At 68.8% G+C, this 16,402-nt stretch carries 14 protein-coding genes and 3 tRNA genes; 10 read left to right on the forward strand and 7 right to left on the reverse strand.

Features of this window, described 5'->3' with window-relative positions:
• Nucleotides 1–37: 37 nt before the first annotated feature.
• Nucleotides 38–955: a DUF2381 family protein gene (locus NR810_RS07570; protein ID WP_257449524.1), complete on the reverse strand. Its 918-nt coding sequence runs from the start codon at nt 953–955 to the stop codon at nt 38–40.
• Between the two features lie 18 nt (nt 956–973).
• Nucleotides 974–2,638: a serine/threonine protein kinase gene (locus NR810_RS07575; RefSeq protein WP_257449527.1), complete on the reverse strand. Its 1,665-nt coding sequence runs from the start codon at nt 2,636–2,638 to the stop codon at nt 974–976.
• 196 nt (nt 2,639–2,834) lie between these two features.
• On the opposite strand from NR810_RS07575, the gene miaA reads away from it, so the two are divergent.
• A complete protein-coding gene (miaA, locus tag NR810_RS07580; RefSeq protein ID WP_257449529.1) occupies nt 2,835–3,734 on the forward strand; it encodes a tRNA (adenosine(37)-N6)-dimethylallyltransferase MiaA in 900 nt (299 codons plus the stop codon).
• Nucleotides 3,731–4,546 carry an SDR family oxidoreductase gene (locus tag NR810_RS07585; RefSeq protein ID WP_257449531.1) on the forward strand — a complete coding sequence of 272 codons (816 nt, stop codon included), beginning with the start codon at nt 3,731–3,733 and terminating at the stop codon, nt 4,544–4,546. The genes miaA and NR810_RS07585 overlap by 4 nt, the downstream gene beginning before the upstream one ends.
• A 15-nt stretch (nt 4,547–4,561) precedes the next feature.
• Here NR810_RS07585 and NR810_RS07590 read toward each other — a convergent pair whose 3' ends face one another.
• From NR810_RS07590 to NR810_RS07600, 3 genes are all read right to left on the reverse strand, one after another.
• Nucleotides 4,562–6,295, reverse strand: coding sequence for a response regulator (locus tag NR810_RS07590; RefSeq protein ID WP_257449532.1), 1,734 nt, complete (start codon nt 6,293–6,295; stop codon nt 4,562–4,564).
• A gap of 51 nt (nt 6,296–6,346) precedes the next feature.
• Nucleotides 6,347–7,306, reverse strand: a complete 960-nt coding sequence (locus NR810_RS07595; protein ID WP_257449534.1) for a diguanylate cyclase — start codon at nt 7,304–7,306, stop codon at nt 6,347–6,349.
• A 360-nt stretch (nt 7,307–7,666) separates the two neighbouring features.
• Nucleotides 7,667–8,413, reverse strand: coding sequence for a tetratricopeptide repeat protein (locus tag NR810_RS07600; RefSeq protein WP_257449535.1), 747 nt, complete (start codon nt 8,411–8,413; stop codon nt 7,667–7,669).
• A 93-nt stretch (nt 8,414–8,506) separates the two neighbouring features.
• Here NR810_RS07600 and NR810_RS07605 point away from each other — a divergent pair.
• The 6 genes from NR810_RS07605 to NR810_RS07630 all read left to right on the forward strand — a co-directional run bounded on the left by NR810_RS07605 (nt 8,507) and on the right by NR810_RS07630 (nt 11,446).
• Nucleotides 8,507–8,592: transfer RNA gene (locus NR810_RS07605), tRNA-Leu, on the forward strand.
• Between the two features lie 72 nt (nt 8,593–8,664).
• On the forward strand, nt 8,665–9,315 hold the full coding sequence (locus NR810_RS07610; RefSeq protein ID WP_257449536.1) for a response regulator: 651 nt from the start codon (nt 8,665–8,667) through the stop codon (nt 9,313–9,315).
• A 22-nt stretch (nt 9,316–9,337) separates the two neighbouring features.
• Nucleotides 9,338–10,705 (forward strand): RsmB/NOP family class I SAM-dependent RNA methyltransferase, encoded by a 1,368-nt coding sequence (locus tag NR810_RS07615; RefSeq protein WP_257449538.1) that lies wholly within the window; start codon nt 9,338–9,340, stop codon nt 10,703–10,705.
• Nucleotides 10,706–10,775: 70 nt separating this feature from the next.
• Nucleotides 10,776–11,174 (forward strand): hypothetical protein, encoded by a 399-nt coding sequence (locus tag NR810_RS07620; protein WP_257449540.1) that lies wholly within the window; start codon nt 10,776–10,778, stop codon nt 11,172–11,174.
• A gap of 54 nt (nt 11,175–11,228) precedes the next feature.
• Nucleotides 11,229–11,301, forward strand: a tRNA-Ala gene (locus NR810_RS07625).
• Nucleotides 11,302–11,373: 72 nt separating this feature from the next.
• A tRNA-Ala gene (locus NR810_RS07630) sits at nt 11,374–11,446 on the forward strand.
• Nucleotides 11,447–11,651: 205 nt separating this feature from the next.
• On the opposite strand, the gene NR810_RS07635 is transcribed toward NR810_RS07630, so the two are convergent.
• Nucleotides 11,652–12,818, reverse strand: a complete 1,167-nt coding sequence (locus NR810_RS07635; RefSeq protein ID WP_204228639.1) for a polyprenyl synthetase family protein — start codon at nt 12,816–12,818, stop codon at nt 11,652–11,654.
• Nucleotides 12,819–13,113: 295 nt separating this feature from the next.
• Nucleotides 13,114–14,037: a class I fructose-bisphosphate aldolase gene (locus tag NR810_RS07640; RefSeq protein ID WP_257449542.1), complete on the reverse strand. Its 924-nt coding sequence runs from the start codon at nt 14,035–14,037 to the stop codon at nt 13,114–13,116.
• Between the two features lie 220 nt (nt 14,038–14,257).
• Between NR810_RS07640 and NR810_RS07645 the strand changes: the two genes are divergently transcribed.
• Together NR810_RS07645 and NR810_RS07650 are read left to right on the forward strand one after the other, a co-directional pair.
• On the forward strand, nt 14,258–15,766 hold the full coding sequence (locus NR810_RS07645) for a TolC family protein (protein WP_407653761.1): 1,509 nt from the start codon (nt 14,258–14,260) through the stop codon (nt 15,764–15,766).
• A gap of 67 nt (nt 15,767–15,833) precedes the next feature.
• Nucleotides 15,834–16,397: an MlaC/ttg2D family ABC transporter substrate-binding protein gene (locus tag NR810_RS07650; RefSeq protein ID WP_257449545.1), complete on the forward strand. Its 564-nt coding sequence runs from the start codon at nt 15,834–15,836 to the stop codon at nt 16,395–16,397.
• Nucleotides 16,398–16,402 lie beyond the last annotated feature (5 nt).

The following is a 16,402-nucleotide window of genomic DNA, read 5'->3' on the forward strand; positions in this document are numbered from 1 at the left end:
AGAGTCCAGGCACCGCTGTCAGGACTCGAGCGTTCCTTCATTGGGGAACCGCCACCTTCGGGATGCTGATCGACCGCGGTCCATTCTCCCGGAGCACCACGGTGATATCTCCGAGAGGCACCTTACGACCGACGTCCGCCTCCACCACCACCAGACGCGACTCCGTCGCAGGGATGGCACTCTCCTGCCAGAGCCGTATGCCCTTCAACTTCATCCCCGAGGCATCCACCAGCGCCGCGTCAGCCGCCATCCAGGGTTCCGGACTGGAATTCCCCAGCCACACCTCTACCGCCACCCGGTAGTTGGAGCGATAGCTCACACCTCTGACCACGGAGAGCCCGCTCTCGGTGTACCCGCTCAGTTCCTTGATGAACTCCTGGGCACTGATGCCATTGTTGGTCATGGCCCTGCTGGCGATGAGCCTCCGCATTCCACCTGGGTCTCCGCACTCGATACCCAACTGCTCGAATCGATGTTGGAGCCGCTCGAGCTCGTTGCGCAGTTGTTGGTTCCTGGCGCGTTCCTGCTCCACCTCATGCAGGAATGACTCGCGGGAACGCTTGTCCCGGTACACCTCCACCTGGTGTGCTGCTCGTCCCGAGTGGCCCACCAGGATGAAGGTGACTCTGCCCTGGACGCTCCCGTCCCCGAAGAGTGCCGTCAGCCGGAGCCGCTCTCCTGGCGTCATATCCACCGGGGGGATGATGCTGATGCTGGTGCGGCTACGCGTCACCTCCATGAAGCGCACTTCGTCTTGCAGATCCACCACGACGGGTGCGTCGAAGACGAAACCCGTCAGTAGGCCCGGGCTGACGCAGATCTCATACGTGCCAGGTGTCAGTGACAGTTCGATGCGCTGCACGTTCTGGCAGATGGGCGCGGTAGGAGCCGGTTGCACGACGGGGGCGCTTTGAAGCAGCGCCATGAGCAGGATGGACATGGGGGAAGGGAGCACGGAGAGCGGTCTCCTGGTCTACTTGAAGCTAGGCACCACCACCACGCTGACGCTGGTGACGATGTTGGGATTCCTGGCCGTGCCGCCGGCCACTGGCAGTACGCCCAGGTCGGCGTTCTCGTACATCTCCAGGCAGATCGGCACGACCTCTCCGCTGGGCAGCCGGGCTTCGGTGAATCGGCCATAGACCCGCTCCTTCCCGATGAAGAGCTCTCCGGAGAACATCGTTTTGTCTGGCAGTCCTCCCCAGGGTCCGATGTTTCTCGCGGTGATGGGGCCCGGTTTCGCGGACATGACGGTGACGGGTCCTTGGAAGGGGGCGAACAGCGCGCCGTGCCACTCCCCCGTGCGGATATCGAATCGTTCGAATGTCTCGTCCGATCCGGGCGGGCACGGGGCCGGGGGAGGTGGACGGAGCTGCGGGCCACCCGCGCAGGCGGTGCCCACGCAGATCATGATGGTCGCGGCCAGGGAGCTCTTGTTGTTCATGTCGGGTTCCTCGCTGGTCGTCGCGTTGGCGACGGGCGCGGGGGTGGATGACTTCTGCGGTTCCGCGCCGTGCACAACTTCTCCCGTCACCTCTGGGGGCGCCATTTCCTGGCGAGGAATGGCCTGTTGCGGAGGGGGAGGGGCAGGGGACGTGGGAAGTTGGACGGTGTGCGTGGAGAGCACGCTGGCCGTCACCAGGGCCGCGGTGAGGACAAGCCCCGAGGCCCATCTCCACCTGGAGTCCTGGCGCGCGGGTGCCGCCGCGGCTCGTTTGCCGGGGCGTCCGCCACCGGGAAAGAGCGGCACGCTCCAGGAGACATCCGCCAGGGCCAGCGCCTCCACCAGCGCGCGCTCGAGTGCCTTGGCGTCCACGTACCTGGCCTCGGCGTCCTTCTCCAACATGCGCAGGCACAGCTCGCTCAGCGCCGGGGGGACACGCGGGTTGCGCTCGTGCGGGGGGACCGGGTTCTCCTGGAGGATGGCGAGCATCAGATCCGGACGGGTCCGGTCCCCGAAAGGGAGCTGGCGCGTCAGCAGGACGTAGAGCGTGACGCCCAGGGCCCACAGATCGTCTCCCGGCCCGGCCGTGTAGTGCTCTCCCTCCCACGCCCGCGCGAAGCGCACCACGTCGGGGCTGCGGTACTCCGCCGTCCCTGGTGGTAGCCGCATCGTCAGGCGCGGCGCGCCCTCGTACCCGGCCGCGCCGAAGTCCACCAGCACCGGCTGCCCATCCGTCTCGCGCATGAGGATGTTGGCTTCCTTGAGGTCCCGGTGCACCACTCCGGCCTCATGCACGTCCCCCAGGGTGCGCGCGAGCGGCAGCAGCACCTGGACCACCAGCTCGACCGCGGACGGGTTCTTCCCCTGGGCCCACACATCCAGCGGGTCGCCCTCGATGAGCTCCAGGGCCAGGACCAGGAAGCGAGGCTCCTCGTCCGGCCAGAAGCCATACCCGTGGAAGCCCACCACGTTCGGGTGACGCCACACCCGGCGCAGGGTGTCCACCTCCCGGTCTCCTCGCGGATCCATGGGGATCAGCTTGATGGCGAAGGGACGGCCGAGCCGCCTGGCGCGATAGACGGTGCCGAAGCTGCCAGAGGCAAGCTTCCCCTCGAGGATGAAGCCCGCCACTTCCGTACCGCGAGACAGGTCCTGCCATGAGCTCTCACATGCTCCATCGTTCGTCATTTGCATCCTGCCCACCTCCAGAGCGGTGGCGGACGCTACCAGAGCGGTGGTCCGAGTCCCTGGATGTCCGAGGTAGGGAGTTTCTCACGCGACTTCGAGGGACGGCACGTCCCTGGGGGCACGTGTCCAGTGGCCGGGGGCTCGGCGTGGAGGGGCCCCCGAGATTGGGCGTGGACGTGATACGAGCGGGGGTGGAGCGCCGATGAAGCCCTTCCTCACCGTCATCGCCGGACCCACCGCGTCGGGAAAGACAGCGATCGCCATCGAGCTCGCCCGCCGGCATGGAGGCGAGATCGTCAGCGCGGACTCGCAGCAGGTGTACCGGCACTTCGACATCGGTACGGCGAAGCCCTCGGCGGAGGAGCTGGCCACCGTGCCGCACCACCTCATCTCCGTGGTGGAGCCGCTCGAGGCCTTCTCCGCCGCCGAGTACCAGCGTCGCGCCGACGAGGCCATCGCGGACATCACGTCCCGGGGCAGGCCCGTCTTCGTGGTGGGCGGGACGGGGATGTACCTGCGCATCCTGCTGCACGGGCTGGTGGAGGCCCCGGGAGCGGATCCCGAGCTGCGCGCCGAGCTGGAGGCGCTCGCGGCGGCCGAGGGCCGGGAGGCCGTGCACCGCAAGCTGGCCGAGGTGGATCCGGAGACCGCCGCGAAGCTGCCGCCCCAGGATCTGGTGCGCACCATCCGGGCGCTGGAGATCCACAAGCAGACGGGGAAGCCGGCCTCCGAGTTCCGCCGGGAGCACGCCTTCACCGAGGATCGGTATCCCTTCCGGATGTACGTGCTCTCGCCGCCGCGCGAGGAGCTGTACCGGGTGATCGACGCGCGCACGGCCGCCATGTTCCAGCGCGGGCTGGTGAACGAGGTGCGGGAGCTGATCGCCCGGGGTTGGGCCGAGGCCGCGCCGATGCGCAGCGTGGGCTACGTGCAGGCGAAGGCGGTGGTGGACGGGACGCTCTCGGTGGAGGAAGCCATCCAGCAGGCGGCCCAGGAGACGCGCCGCTACGCCAAGCGGCAGCTCACGTGGTTTCGCAAGGAGCCGGGGGCGAGCTTCGTGGAGCCCCCGTATGAGTCACTCTTGAAGGGAGGGGGAACATGAGTGAAGCCGAAGGAAAGGTCGTCCTCGTCACCGGAGCGTCGTCGGGCATCGGCCGGGCCTGCGCGGAGCTGTTGAGCGAGCGGGGCCACATTGTCTATGGCACGAGCCGCAAGCCGCCACCCGCGCCGACGCACCACCGGATGCTGGCGATGGATGTCACCGAGGACGACTCGGTCCAGAAGGCGGTGGACGCCGTGCTCCAGGAACAGGGCCGCGTCGATGCCGTCGTGAACAACGCGGGTTACGCCCTGGCGGGCCCGGTCGAGGACACCTCGCTGGAAGAAGCGCGGCGCCAGCTCGACACCAACTTCTTCGGTGTGCTGCGCGTGTGCAAGGCGGTGCTGCCGTCCATGCGGGCGCGGGGCTCGGGCCTCATCGTCAACGTGAGCTCGCTGGGTGGAGTCGTGGGCCTGCCGTTCCAGGGCCTGTACAGCGCCAGCAAGTTCGCGTTGGAAGGGCTGACGGAGAGCCTGCGCCAGGAGGTGGCTCCGTTCGGTGTCCGGGTCACCCTGTTGCAGCCCGGCGACGTGTGCACGCCCATCACCGACAACCGCGTGCGGGTCCGGGGTTGTGATTCGGGCTCGGTGTACTGGAGCCTCTTCGAGGCCGCGCTCCGGATCATCGAGAAGGAGGAGCGGGCCGGGGCACCCGTCGAGCTCGTGGCCCGGAGGGTGCTGGAGCTGATGGAGCGCGAGCCGCTGGCGGTGCGCTACACGGTGGGCCACGTCTCGCAGCGCCTGCTCGCGTCCACCAAGGCGTTCCTGCCCTCGCGCGTCTTCGAGCGGATCCTCATGTCCTACTATGGTCTGTGAGGCCCGGCTCCCGCGTCAGGAGGCGTAGCGTCCCGACTCGTCGGCCACGCTGCCCTCCGGCTCGGGCCGGTGCGAGGCCACGGACGTGCCGTCGGGGAGCTGGCCCATGAGCTGGCGCAGCAGCCGCTCGGGATCCACGGGCTTGGGCAGGAAGGCCTCGGCGCCCGCGTCGAGCGCGCGCTGGCGCACGTGCGGCCGGTTCAACCCGCTCATCACCACCACGCGGGTGTCGCGCGTGAGCGGGTGCTGCTTGAGGCCCTCGCACAGCCGCAGTCCGTCCACCCAGTGCAGCACCACGTCCAGGAGGATCGCCGTGGGAGGCCGGCGCGCCACCGCGCAGAACAGGGCCAGCTCGTCCGCGAAGGCCACCACACGCGCGCCCGTGGACTCGAGCAGCTGCGTCATCGCCTCGCGCTGATCCGGATCATCGTCCACGATGTAGTAGAGGTCCGGCTCCAGGGCGGGGATCGTCGCCGGCAGGGGCTCCACCGTCGTGCGCACCCAGGAGGCCATCGTCTCGCGGATGCCGGCCCACCGGGCGGTGCTCAGCAGGGCCTGCGGGGTGGGGGAGGCGAGCCCCAGGATGCCCCCGGCGCCCATGCCACCGGACGAGCCACGGTTGCGCGCCGTCAGGAAGGCCTGGGGCGCCCGCCGTCCGGCCCGGCGCAGCCAGGTGACGGCGCGAGCCCCGGCCGCCGAGTCCTCGAGCAGCTCGCCGAGGCCCTCGCGCACATACCGGCGCTCCAGGGCCGGAGCCTCCAGGCCCGCGTCCAGCAGGGACACCGCCGCGCGGCTGCACGAGGCCAGTGTCTCGGACAGTCCCAGCTGCAGCGGGTGGCCGAAGGCGGCCGCGCCCACCGCGAGCTGACCGGGGGCGACGATCGTGCGTCCCGGCCCGTACGGCAGCCGCGTCGTCTCCAGCGCGGCGAGCTCGAAGCCTTCCTCGACCAGCCCGTCACGGGCGGCCATCATCAACACCTGGCACAGGTCCGCGGGCGTCACCGCCGGCCCGAAGGCGAGCGCGTACACCGAGTGCGCACCGGGCAGCAGCAGCAGCCCGTCCACGGTGGGCAGGGGAGAGAGCCACAGCCGGGCCAGCGGCGTCACGGAGAGGCGCGGAGAGGCGTGGCGCAACCGGGCCTGCACCGCCGCCACGGTGGGAGCGGGCTGGAAGCCCGGGAAGAAGGCATCGCCCAGGGACGGACCGGCCCCCGTGGCCAGCACCACCGCGTGGAAGCGATCGCCACTGCCCTGGGCGCGCACCACGAGCGGGCCGCTCTTGCGCACCGCGGCGGGAGCGTCCGGCGCCGAGGGCTGGTTCTCCACGCGCTCCACGTGCCGCTGCACGAAGCGGGCGCCCTGGGCCGTGGCCGCGCCGGCGAGCACCTCGCGCACCAGCGCCAGTCCGCCATGGCCCTGCGGCCACCCATCCACCACCCACAGGCCACCCGGGGCACACGGCAGCACCTCGCGCTGACCGTGGGAGAGGATCTCCACGCCGCGCAGCTCGTGCGCCCGCCACTCGGGAGGCACCCGGCAGCCGAGCGCGGCCAGCCGCGAGCGGCACTCGGGCGTCAGCACGGCGGGAGGGGCGATGGTGCCCGGCTCGCTGCTCTCGTACACGCGGACGTCCAGCGTGCAACCCCGGGCCCTGCCGTTGAAGAGCAGCGAGGCGGCCAGCCCCGCTCCGGCGATCCCGCCTCCGATGATGGCCACCCTCGACCCGCTCGCCAGCCTGCTCCCGTTCATCCGCGCCCTCGCTCCGCCTTCCATCCGGTCCTCTGGGGGTATGGGTGTCTGTCAGTGCCGCTGTGCCTTCGGGGGAGGCATCTCCTGAGCCCCGTACACCACCACGCGATCGCGCCCCTCGCGCTTGGCCTCGTAGAGAGCGGCATCGGCGGCCCTCAACAGGGACTCCGTGCTCTCCCGCGGGTTGGCGGTCGAGTGGTCGGCGATCCCCACGCTGACGCTCAGGCCGAAGGGCGCCGGCCGCCCGTCGCTTCGCGTCACCTTCACGGTGCGCAGTCCGGCGCGGATCCGCTCGGCGAAGACCGCCGCCTCGGCCGCCGTCTGATGGGGCAGCAGCGCGACGAACTCGTCGCCTCCGAAGCGGGCCGCGAAGTCCACCTCGCGCAGGTTGGTGCGCAGGTGGCTGGCCAGGGCGAGGATTGCCCGGTTGCCCACGTCATGCCCCATGCCGTCGTTGATGGCCTTGAGGTGGTCCAGGTCGATGACCACCACGGACATGGGGTACTGGTAGCGGTTGGAGCGCTTGAACTCCTCGTCGAGCCGGATGGACAGGGCGCGGAAGTTGGCCAGGCCCGTGAGCGCGTCCGTCTGGGCGAGCACCTGCAGGCGCTGTTGCTGCTCGCTCTGGCGCAGGGCCCGGTCGATGCGGGCCATCAGCTCGCGGCCGCTCGCCGGCTTGTGGACGAAGTCCACGGCGCCCATCTCCAGGCACCGCTCCAGCGTGGCCTCGTCCGAGTCTCCGGTGAGGAAGATGACGGGGACGGACTCGGTCGCCTTGTCGTGCTGCAGCGACTCGAGAATGGTCAACCCGTCCTCGTGGTCGAGGAAGCGATCCAGGAGGACCAGATCCGGCTGGCGCTCCCGGGCGAGCACCAGGCCCGACTGGCCGTCGCTCGCGCCCAGCACGTCGAACTTGGCGGCGAGCAGCTCCACCAGGCTTTCCCGTGTGCCCGCGTCATCTTCCACGACCAGGATCAGTGCCCTGTCCCCGCGGCGGTCGTGCCGTTCCATGATCCGCTCCACTTCCTGCGCCTGCCTCTCAATGGCAGGCCGAAAGTCTCGGGTGCCACGCCCGGAGGGATCTCCCTCCCGCCCGTCCGTCGCCGCCACCCAAGGGGAGCACCCCACGTCCTCCTCCTCCTTCACCCGAGACCCCCGGCTGCCAAGTCCGATGTCTCATCACACCGACCCGCTCTGGCGAGTGGTGTGGCCGACCCGAGGAGCAAGCGTCGTGCCCCTCTTCAAGTCCGGAGAGGCGGGAGTGATTCCAGGGACTTGCAGCACCCAACGCCTTGGAGGAGGCGCACCTACTAGGCAAGAGTTGCAGCGTTCCCGGGTATCGTGCCAGTAGGAATTCCTGGGACGGGTGGATCAGCGTCGGGGGCTGAACTGAAAGCGCCTGCCACCGCCACCGCCGATCATCTGGGGCGGAGGCGGCTCGAGGCCGAACTGCCACCACATGGGCTCGTAGGGCTTCATCTTCAGTTTCTTGTCATTCTGGAGGGCCGAGAGGCTGCTCTTCAGCTTCTCGTCGGAGGGGTTGGCCTCCACGCCGCGCCCCAGCACCCTGAGGGCCTCGTCCTTCTCCTTGTTCTGTACGAGGCACCAGGCGTAGACGGCCCACATCAGGGGCTCCTTCTTGCCGGAGGTGACGGCGGCCTCGAAGGACTTCTTCATGGCGGCGAAGTCCTTGCGCTGGAAGAAGAGGGCGCCCTCCATGGCCTTGGCCATGTAGTTGCGCGGGCTGGCCTTGGACAGGTGCGCCTTGGCGCCGTCCAGATCCTTGGACATGTACTTCAGCATGCCAATCTGGGAGTGGATCTCCGCGCCCACGAGGAACTGCCACTTGTCGTAGACGAGCCCACCTTCGAGCATCTTGATGGACCGCTCGACACGCGCCTGGGCTTCCTTCTGGCTGGTGGGCTGCCCCTGGAGTTCCTTCTGGACGGAGGTCATGAGCGCCTGGAGCTTGTTGCCGATGCGGCGGCCGAGCCAGATGTAGGTTCCGACGAAGACGAGGGTACCCGGGATGAGGCCCTGCCAGACCTTGAAGCCCGCGAACTTGGTCACCAGGGTGACGAGCAGACCCGCACCCAGGGCGATGAGAAGGTTGTACATGGCGCCCGTTTAGCGATCGTTGGGGGGGACCGCAATCTTCGGATGCGTCCGGGCGGACATCGAGGTATACGTCTGCTCGTTCCAACCCCAAGGGGCCCTCTGTCGAAATTGGTAGACGAGGCGGACTCAAAATCCGCTGCGGCTGACCCCGCGTCCCGGTTCGAGTCCGGGGAGGGCCAATCCGGGGAGTACCCGCCCGCTGGGCACTCCCGCGGGCAGTACGACTCCGGAGTGCCGGGTGGGAGGACGCGATGAAGGTTCTGCTGGTGGAAGATGACGCCAGTCTCCGCGAGGGGATGGTCGAGCTCATCTCCGAGCAGGCCCCGGTGCGTGAAGCGGGCAGCGTGACCCAGGCGCTGGGCGCGTTGCGCGAGGAGACCTTTTCCCTGGTGGTCACGGATCTGCGCATCGGTGAGACGGGGGAGGGAGGGCGCATCATCCTGGAGGCGGCGCGTCAGCGGCTGCAGCCGGTGGCCATCGTCAGCGCGGCGACGGCCGAGGAGGTGGTGCGGGTGATGAGGCCCCACGAGCCGGACGCGGTGGTGCCCAAGCCGTTCCAGATCGACGACATGCTGGGGTTGGTGGAGCGCTTCCTCTCGCTCAGGAGCGAGGTGGAGCGGCTGGTGGGGCAGGCGGCGCCCGAGGGGGCGTGGAAGGAGGCGGCCGCCGGTGTCCAGGCGGTCGAGGAGCCGGGCGGGCGGTTGTGGGTGCGGATGGAGGCGGGGACGAGCCTGCCCCGGCCGCTGCACCGGGGCCGCTCGGGCATGGTGGTGCTGGAGGGCTCGCTCGAGGTGGACGGCGAGCGCCGGGAGCGGCACCAATATCTCTATCTGTCGGCCGGACCGCGCGAAGTGCGGACTCGCGAGGGGTGTCTGGCCGTCTCGCTGGCGCTCCGCGGGTAGCGGGGCGCGGATCGTTCGAGCTTTGAGCACACTCTGGCCCACGAGCTTCCTGGATGAGGAGCGTCTGGGGCGGCCGTCGCGACGTGCGGCGACGGCGGCCCTGGAGGCGCACCTGTCGGTGTTGAAGGGCGAACCCCTGAAGCTGGCGCTGGCCAATGCGTTGAAGGACGCGGGCAGCCTGGGCGGTCAGGAGCGGCGCTTCACGGCCCTGGCGGTGCGGGAGATGTCCCGGCACCAGCGGCTGTTGGATCTGGCGGCGCGCACGTTGGGGCACCCCCCGAGCAAGATCGGCTTGTTGGAGGATCAGACGCTGGTGCGCTACGCGCTCTGGCGCCGGCTCTTCTGTGGCGAGGGCTGGGCGCGCATCGGCCCCGAGGTGAAGCTGCCCGGCCCGGTGCGTCCGCGCACCATCAAGGATGATCTGCTGCGTCAGGTGGCGGAGTCGCCGCTGCCGGAGCCGCCGGTGCCCGAGTCCGTCCCCGAGCGCCTGGCGACGCGCTACTCCTTCCCCAACTGGCTGGTGCTGCGGCTGGCCGAGCTGCACCCGGAGCCGGTGCTGGAGGCGATGCTGGCGGCGCTGGACGAGGAGCCGGCGCTGCACTTCCGCGCGAGGCCCTCGGGGACGCGGGCCGAGGTGCTGGCGCGGCTGTCCGAGGAGGGCGTGGCGGCGGAGCCGGTGGCGGTGGCGCTGGACGCGGTGCGCATCGCCGAGGCGAGCCATCGCGTCTTCGAGACGCGGGTGATGAAGGAGGGCCGGTTGCAGGTGCAGGACGTGGGCAGCCAGCTCATCGTCGAGGCGTGCCGTCCCCTGGAGGGCTCGCTGTCGGGGCGGACGGTGGCGGACATGTGCGCGGGGGCGGGCGGGAAGACGCTCGCGCTGGCGGACGAGGTGGGGGCGAAGGGGCGGGTGCTGGCGGGAGACCGCTCGCGCCGGCGGCTGGCGCAGGCCCGTGAGCGGGCGAGGGAGCTGTCGCTGCGGCACGTGTCCTTCCCGCACCCGCTGCCGCTGGAGCAGGCGGACGTGGTGCTGGTGGACGCGCCGTGCAGCGGGACGGGCTCGCTGGCGCGGGAGCCGGATCAGAAGTGGAAGCTGTCGGCGAAGGCGGTGGCGGAGTTCCACGACACGCAGCTGGGGCTGCTGGAGGAGCTGGCACCCCAGGTGAGGCAGGGAGCACTGGTGGTGTACGCCACGTGCTCGCTGCTGCCCGAGGAGAACGACGCGGTGGTGCGCGACTTCCTCGCGAAGGTGCCCGGCTTCACGGTGGAGCCCCTCGCGCCCCTCTTCGGCGCCGAGCGGGCGGCGGTGCTGTGCGATGGCCCCTTCCTGAGGGCCCTGCCTCCGCGGGTGCCCGGGGGTGGCTTCTTCGCCGCCCGGCTGCGCAAGGGGTAGGCGGGGTTGACAGTGCCCGCGGGCGCACGCTACGCAGGAAAGCAGTCCTCTTTCCGAGAGGTTGCACCCGGTGGCAGCCGACCCGAAGCAGTCCGAGACCCTCCGTCAGCTCCAGGAGGCGTTCCAGTCCGCCCAGTCGCAGATGGCCGAGCTCCGCGAGCAGGTGGAGAAGCATTCCGAGCTGGCTCGAGCGAAGACGCAGAGCGACTTCATCCAGAAGGAGAAGGATCGCGCGCTGCGCCAGCTGGGCGAGTCGGTCTTCAAGCAGGTGCAGAAGGGGAAGCTGCAGCTGCCCGAGGGCTTTGGCCCCCTCCTGAAGGCCGTGGAGCACGCGCAGAAGAAGGCCGAGGCCCATGCCCGGGAGATCAGCGACCTCCTCAAGGAAGGAGAGGAGGCGGCCCAGCGGCTGAACGAAAAAAAAGCGGGGCCGACGAATTCAGGAGTAGCGTCCCGCAAGAAGCCGTTGTAGAAGGGCGCCGCTTTTGACGGACGGCAGCCACTGCCCAGGTGGTTGCGAGGTTTCGGGGCTATAGCTCAGCTGGGAGAGCGCTTGAATGGCATTCAAGAGGTCACCGGTTCGATCCCGGTTAGCTCCACAGTCGAAAAAAGAGGCCCGTCAGGATCGCTGACGGGCCTCGTCTTTCACCCTCGAAGACACAAGTGAATATGGGGCTATAGCTCAGCTGGGAGAGCGCTTGAATGGCATTCAAGAGGTCACCGGTTCGATCCCGGTTAGCTCCACAATGAAGAAGGCCCGTCAGGTTCACTCCTGACGGGCCTTTTCATTTTCCCCATCTGGTGCGCGTCGGCTTCGCCCTCTCGGCTGATGCCCGTGCGGATGGCCCTGGCGTCGACGGAAGAGGGCCGTGCTCGGGCCGCGAGGCGTCAGGGGTACCCGGAGCCACCCGATGGGGCTCACGAGGCACCAGGGGCCTCGCGGAAGCGGCTAGGCCTCGCGGATCATCAGCATCTGCAGCAGATCGCGCAGCATCTGCTTGAGACCCCCGGCCTCGGGCAGGGTGTTGAGGATGCGCGCGGCGGCGTTGGTGGAGCGCTCGATGAGGCGCTCGGTGGCGGAACGGCCCCCGTGCTGCTCCACCAGCTCCCGGGCGCGCTGCAGCATCATCTCGTCCTTGGGGCCGGGGATGCACAGCGTCTCCAGCTCCTGACGGGCCTCGGGCGTCGCGCGGAGGTAGGCGGCCAGCAGCGGGAAGGTGCGCTTGCCCTGCGCCAGGTCCGAGTCGGTCGGCTTGCCCACCACGGAGGACTGCCCGTAGAGACCGAGGAGGTCGTCACGAAGCTGGTAGGCGGTTCCCACGTAGCGGCCAAAGCGCTCCAGCTTGTTGATCAGCTCCGGATCGGAGCCGGCCAGCATGGCGCCGCACACGAGCGGCGCGGTGAAGCCGTACAGCGCCGTCTTCAGGTAGGCCACGCGCAGCGCGTGGTAGATGGACAGCTCGGCCAGCGGTTGGTGCGGCAGCCGGATGTCCATGTACTGCCCGGCCGCGGTGTAGCGGCACACCTTGAGGAAGTAGCGCGTGGCCACGTCCGCGTCCGGCAGGTTGCAGCCCAGCATCACCTCCAGCGAACGGCCGTAGAGGTGGTCACCGATCACGATCGCCAGGTTCTCGCCGAGCCGCCCCTCGCCGAGCATCTTGTGGAGCGCGGCACCCCCGCGCCGCGTGTCCGCCTGATCCGCCACATCGTCGTGGATCAGCATGAACGTGTGCAGCAGCTCCGTGGCCGCCGCGAACCGCCACAACCCCGAGGGAGCCCGCGTGTCGCCCCGCCCCAGGGCGTACCCCACGAGCACCAGGCCCGGTCGGATGCGTTTGGAGGGACGCAGACTGTAGCTGCGCACCTGCTCCAGCACCTTGTTCCAGGACGTGTCGAGGTGCCTCTCATCCTCGAGCTCGAGGATCTGATGCAGCACCACCTGCGTCTGGTACTGCACCGTCTTCGCCCAGGACACGAAGTCCAGGGGGGACGAAGACTGTTCTGCCGCCGGAGTCCCGGCCGGTGAGGGCTTCCGCTCTTTCATGACGGGGTTCTGCGCACCCGAGGCTCCGCGCGTCGGCATCGTATCCTGCACTGCGGCAACCAACGTCAGCATGGCGGACCTCCGGGGCTGGGCGGCTTGGGGGGGGTCGGTCAAGCCCCATCGCTGATTCTATTGCGATTTTAATAGCAGAAAATTTTTATACAGGCAAATGGCTTTTAGAGAGAGAAATACTGCCGTCACTGCACAGAAGGAAGGGCCTCCGAGGGAAAAAGATGTAACGGGTCATGAACTACCCATATGGCTTTTTTGACCCGCCTGCATGTTTTCCATCGGCAATGAAAAAGCGGCCGATCCCGAGGGAAAACGGCCGCTGAAACCCCACGCACGAGTGTGTGGTTTTGTGTAGTTATTTGGCGTTCTTGAAAATGTTCATCACGTCCTTCAGCAGCTTCACGGACTCATCGTGCGGCCGCTGGAAGGCATTACGGCCCATGATGGAGCCGAAACCGCCGCCGGCGGCGATCTGACGGATCTCCTCGAGCAGGGCCTCGGTCGTCTTGTTCTCGCCACCGGAGAAGATCACGATGCGCTTTCCGTTGAAGGCGGATTTCACGACATCGCGGATCCGCTCCTCCATGGTCTTGGTGGGGATCTTGTACGTCTCGTAGACCTTCTTGGCCTCGGGCTGCTCCAGGAAGTCCTTGGGCGGCTTGACCTTGATGACGTGGGCGCCGAGCTGGGCGCTGATCTGCGCCGCGTAGGAGATCACGTCGATGGCCTGCTCGCCTTCCTTGGAGATGCTACCGCGCGGGTAGGCCCACAGGACCGTGGGAAGGCCGTACTCCTTGGCCTCGGCGATCAGCTCGCGCAGGGCCTGGTACTGCTCGTTGCGGGCGCCGGAGCCCGGGTAGATGGTGTAGCCGATGGCCGAGCAGCCCAGGCGCACCGCGTCCTTCACGGAGCCCGTCACGGCGGACATGGGGTGCTCGGGCTTGCCCAGGGTGTCCGAGTTGTTGAGCTTGAGGATCAGCGGGATCTCACCCAGGTACTTGCCGGCCACGGCCTCCAGGAAGCCCAGGGGCGCGGCGTAGGCATTGCAGCCCGTCTCGATGGCCAGCTGGATGTGGTAGTCCGGATCATATCCGGCGGGGTTGGGGGCGAAGGAACGAGCCGGGCCGTGCTCGAAGCCCTGATCCACCGGGAGGATCACCATCTTGCCAGTGCCGGCGAGGGTGCCGGTGTTGAGCAGGCGGGCCAGGTTGGTCAGCGTGCCCGGAGTGTCGGACGGGTACCACGAGAGGATCTGCTTGACGCGATCGGTATAAGCCATATGGCTCCTCGATGGGGGGCGGGAGGCCCCTTGACTTGGCGGCGCGGATTCTGCCCATGCGGCGGCCCAGGACCAAGCAGATCATGCGACTCTTCGTCGCGGCGCGAACGCTCGGGCGAAGGAGGGATTCACGATCCCGATGACGGGAGCGTCACGAAGGTGGATGCTGCGCCGCTCGAAAACGCCCCGCCGGGAGTGGGGCCCTGGGAGATGGCGAGTGGTGAACCGCAGAAATCCGCAACGTGTCATGGGAGTGGGGTTGATGCTCGCCGCCACGCTGGCGGGAGCGCAGATCGCACCGGCTACACCGGCTCCGACTCCGGCGCCCACGCCCCAGGCCCCGGACGTGGCGCCCCAGGTGGGTGAGACGGCCCAGGAGGCGGTGCCGGAGCAGGGGCCGCCCTCGGCGCCCGGGAAGGTGAAGGCGGAGCCGCTCACGCTGGAGCAGCTCGTCCAGCGCGCGCGCAAGCAGGACGCGCGGGTGGAGGAGGCCCGGGCGGAGCTGCGCCGGTTGGAGGCGCTGCTGCGCCAGGCGCGCTGGGCCTGGTTCCCCAAGTTCGAGACGACGGTGGGTTTTGGAGGCCCGGTCCCCGAGGCGCGCAACGACGGCCTGGGCGGACCGCCGACGACGGAGGCCTCGCTCGAGGGCGACTGGCGGTTCGGCCGGATGGGGTTCACCGCCTTCATCGAGGCGAACGCGGTGCTGCCGCTCTACACGTTCGGGAAGCTGCGAGCGTTGGAGAAGGCGGCGGAGCAGGGGCCCGTCATCGGCAATGCGCTGAAGGAGCGCGCGCAGGACGAGGCGGGATTCCAGGCGGCACAGGCCTTCTTCGGCTATCAGCTGGCGCGCTCGGGGCTGGTGCAGCTCGACGAGACGTCGAAGCGGCTGGAGGACGCGGCGAAACAGCTGCAGAAGATGCTGAACGAGAAGTCCGAGCAGGTGTCGAAGATGGACCTGTACAAGGTCGGCTTCTTCCGCAACCAGCTCGAGGCGCGCCGGGCCCAGGCCGAGCAGGGCCGGCAGCTCGCGCTGGCCGCCATCCGTCTGCTGGCGGGCACTCCTCCCGGGGAGTCGGTGGAGGTGGTCGAGGTGGAGCTGGAGCCGGAAGGGGAGCTGAAGCCACCGACGCTGGAGGAGGCGCTGGCGACGGCGGAGCAGAAGCGGCCGGAGCTCGCGGGCATCGCCGCGGGGGTCGTCGCGCGCGAGCAGGAGGTGTTCATCCGCGAGCGCATGTTCTATCCGGACATCGGGCTCGCGGGCTTCCTGACGCTCCGGTACACCTCGAGCGCGACGCCGCAGCGGGATCCCTTCGCCTTCGATCCGTACAACCAGCGCGAAGCGGGCGTGGGGCTGGTGGCGCGCAGCACCTTCGACATTCCGGTGAAGCAGTCGCAGCTGGACCAATCGCGAGCGGAGCTGGACAAGCTGAAGGCGCAGCAGCGGCTGCTTCAGGCGGCCATCCGCCTGGAGGTGACGAAGGCGCACGGAGAGGTGGTGGCGGCGCTGGAGCGGGCGAGGGTGCTCACCCAGGCGGAGCGGGACGCGCGGCGCTGGGTCACCGCGGCCATGGCCGCGTTCGATCTCGGCACCACCGGCACCAGGGATCTGATCGAGTCCTTCACGGCGCTCGCCCAGTCGTCGGCCGACCGGGCGCAGAGCTGGCACGACTTCCAGGTCGCCCAGGCGGAGCTGGCACGGGTCACCGGCACCACGCCCCGGGAGCCGTGAATAACTCCGGGCCGCGGGCTGTCCTCTCTCCCAACTTTCACTTTCAGCGATACGGAGTCACACCGATATGTTCGCCTCCCTGCTCGCAGCCGTGCTGCTCACCGCCGCCCCGGGTCCCCTCGATGTCGTGAAGTCGGGCAATACCGACGTCCAGAAGGTCGCTTCCGCCAAGGGGGCCACCGCGGATCAGCTGTCGAAGGTGGTAGAGCGCTTCGTGGATTTTGGTGAGCTGTCCAAGCGCGCGCTCGGCGACAAGTGGGACAAGCTGACGGCCGCGCAGCGCAAGGACTTCTCCAGCACCATGGAGGGCCTGCTGCGTGCCTCCTACGCCCAGAAGGCGCTCGGCCAGGGCAAGGCGCAGGTCGAGTACGGCAAGGAGACCGTCGAGGGGAACGAGGCCACCGTGGGCACCACGGTGAACGTGAACCGGGACAAGTTCCCCGTCGAGTACAAGCTCTACAAGACGGCGGGGAAGGGTGAGTGGCGCATCTACGACATCGTCACCGATGACGTGTCGCTCCTGGAGACGTACCAGGGCCAGTTCCGCAAGCTGATCGCCGACAAGGGCTTCGACGGCCTGCTGGCCACCCTGAAGGCCAAGAAGGCGCAGCTCGAGAAGTCCGTGCAGTGACGGAC

The organism is Archangium lipolyticum (assembly GCF_024623785.1).
Classification (GTDB): domain Bacteria; phylum Myxococcota; class Myxococcia; order Myxococcales; family Myxococcaceae; genus Archangium; species Archangium lipolyticum.

Excerpts from the sequence above, each read along its gene's own strand:
- miaA (WP_257449529.1), top strand. The coding sequence starts at position 2,835 with ATGAAGCCCTTCCTCACCGTCATCGCCGGACCCACCGCGTCGGGAAAG.
- NR810_RS07600 (WP_257449535.1), bottom strand. The coding sequence starts at position 8,413 with ATGTACAACCTTCTCATCGCCCTGGGTGCGGGTCTGCTCGTCACCCTG.
- NR810_RS07590 (WP_257449532.1), bottom strand. The coding sequence starts at position 6,295 with ATGAACGGGAGCAGGCTGGCGAGCGGGTCGAGGGTGGCCATCATCGGA.
- NR810_RS07575 (WP_257449527.1), bottom strand. The coding sequence starts at position 2,638 with ATGCAAATGACGAACGATGGAGCATGTGAGAGCTCATGGCAGGACCTG.
- NR810_RS07650 (WP_257449545.1), top strand. The coding sequence starts at position 15,834 with ATGTTCGCCTCCCTGCTCGCAGCCGTGCTGCTCACCGCCGCCCCGGGT.
- NR810_RS07610 (WP_257449536.1), top strand. The coding sequence starts at position 8,665 with ATGAAGGTTCTGCTGGTGGAAGATGACGCCAGTCTCCGCGAGGGGATG.
- NR810_RS07595 (WP_257449534.1), bottom strand. The coding sequence starts at position 7,306 with ATGGAACGGCACGACCGCCGCGGGGACAGGGCACTGATCCTGGTCGTG.
- NR810_RS07640 (WP_257449542.1), bottom strand. The coding sequence starts at position 14,037 with ATGGCTTATACCGATCGCGTCAAGCAGATCCTCTCGTGGTACCCGTCC.
- NR810_RS07585 (WP_257449531.1), top strand. The coding sequence starts at position 3,731 with ATGAGTGAAGCCGAAGGAAAGGTCGTCCTCGTCACCGGAGCGTCGTCG.
- NR810_RS07635 (WP_204228639.1), bottom strand. The coding sequence starts at position 12,818 with ATGCTGACGTTGGTTGCCGCAGTGCAGGATACGATGCCGACGCGCGGA.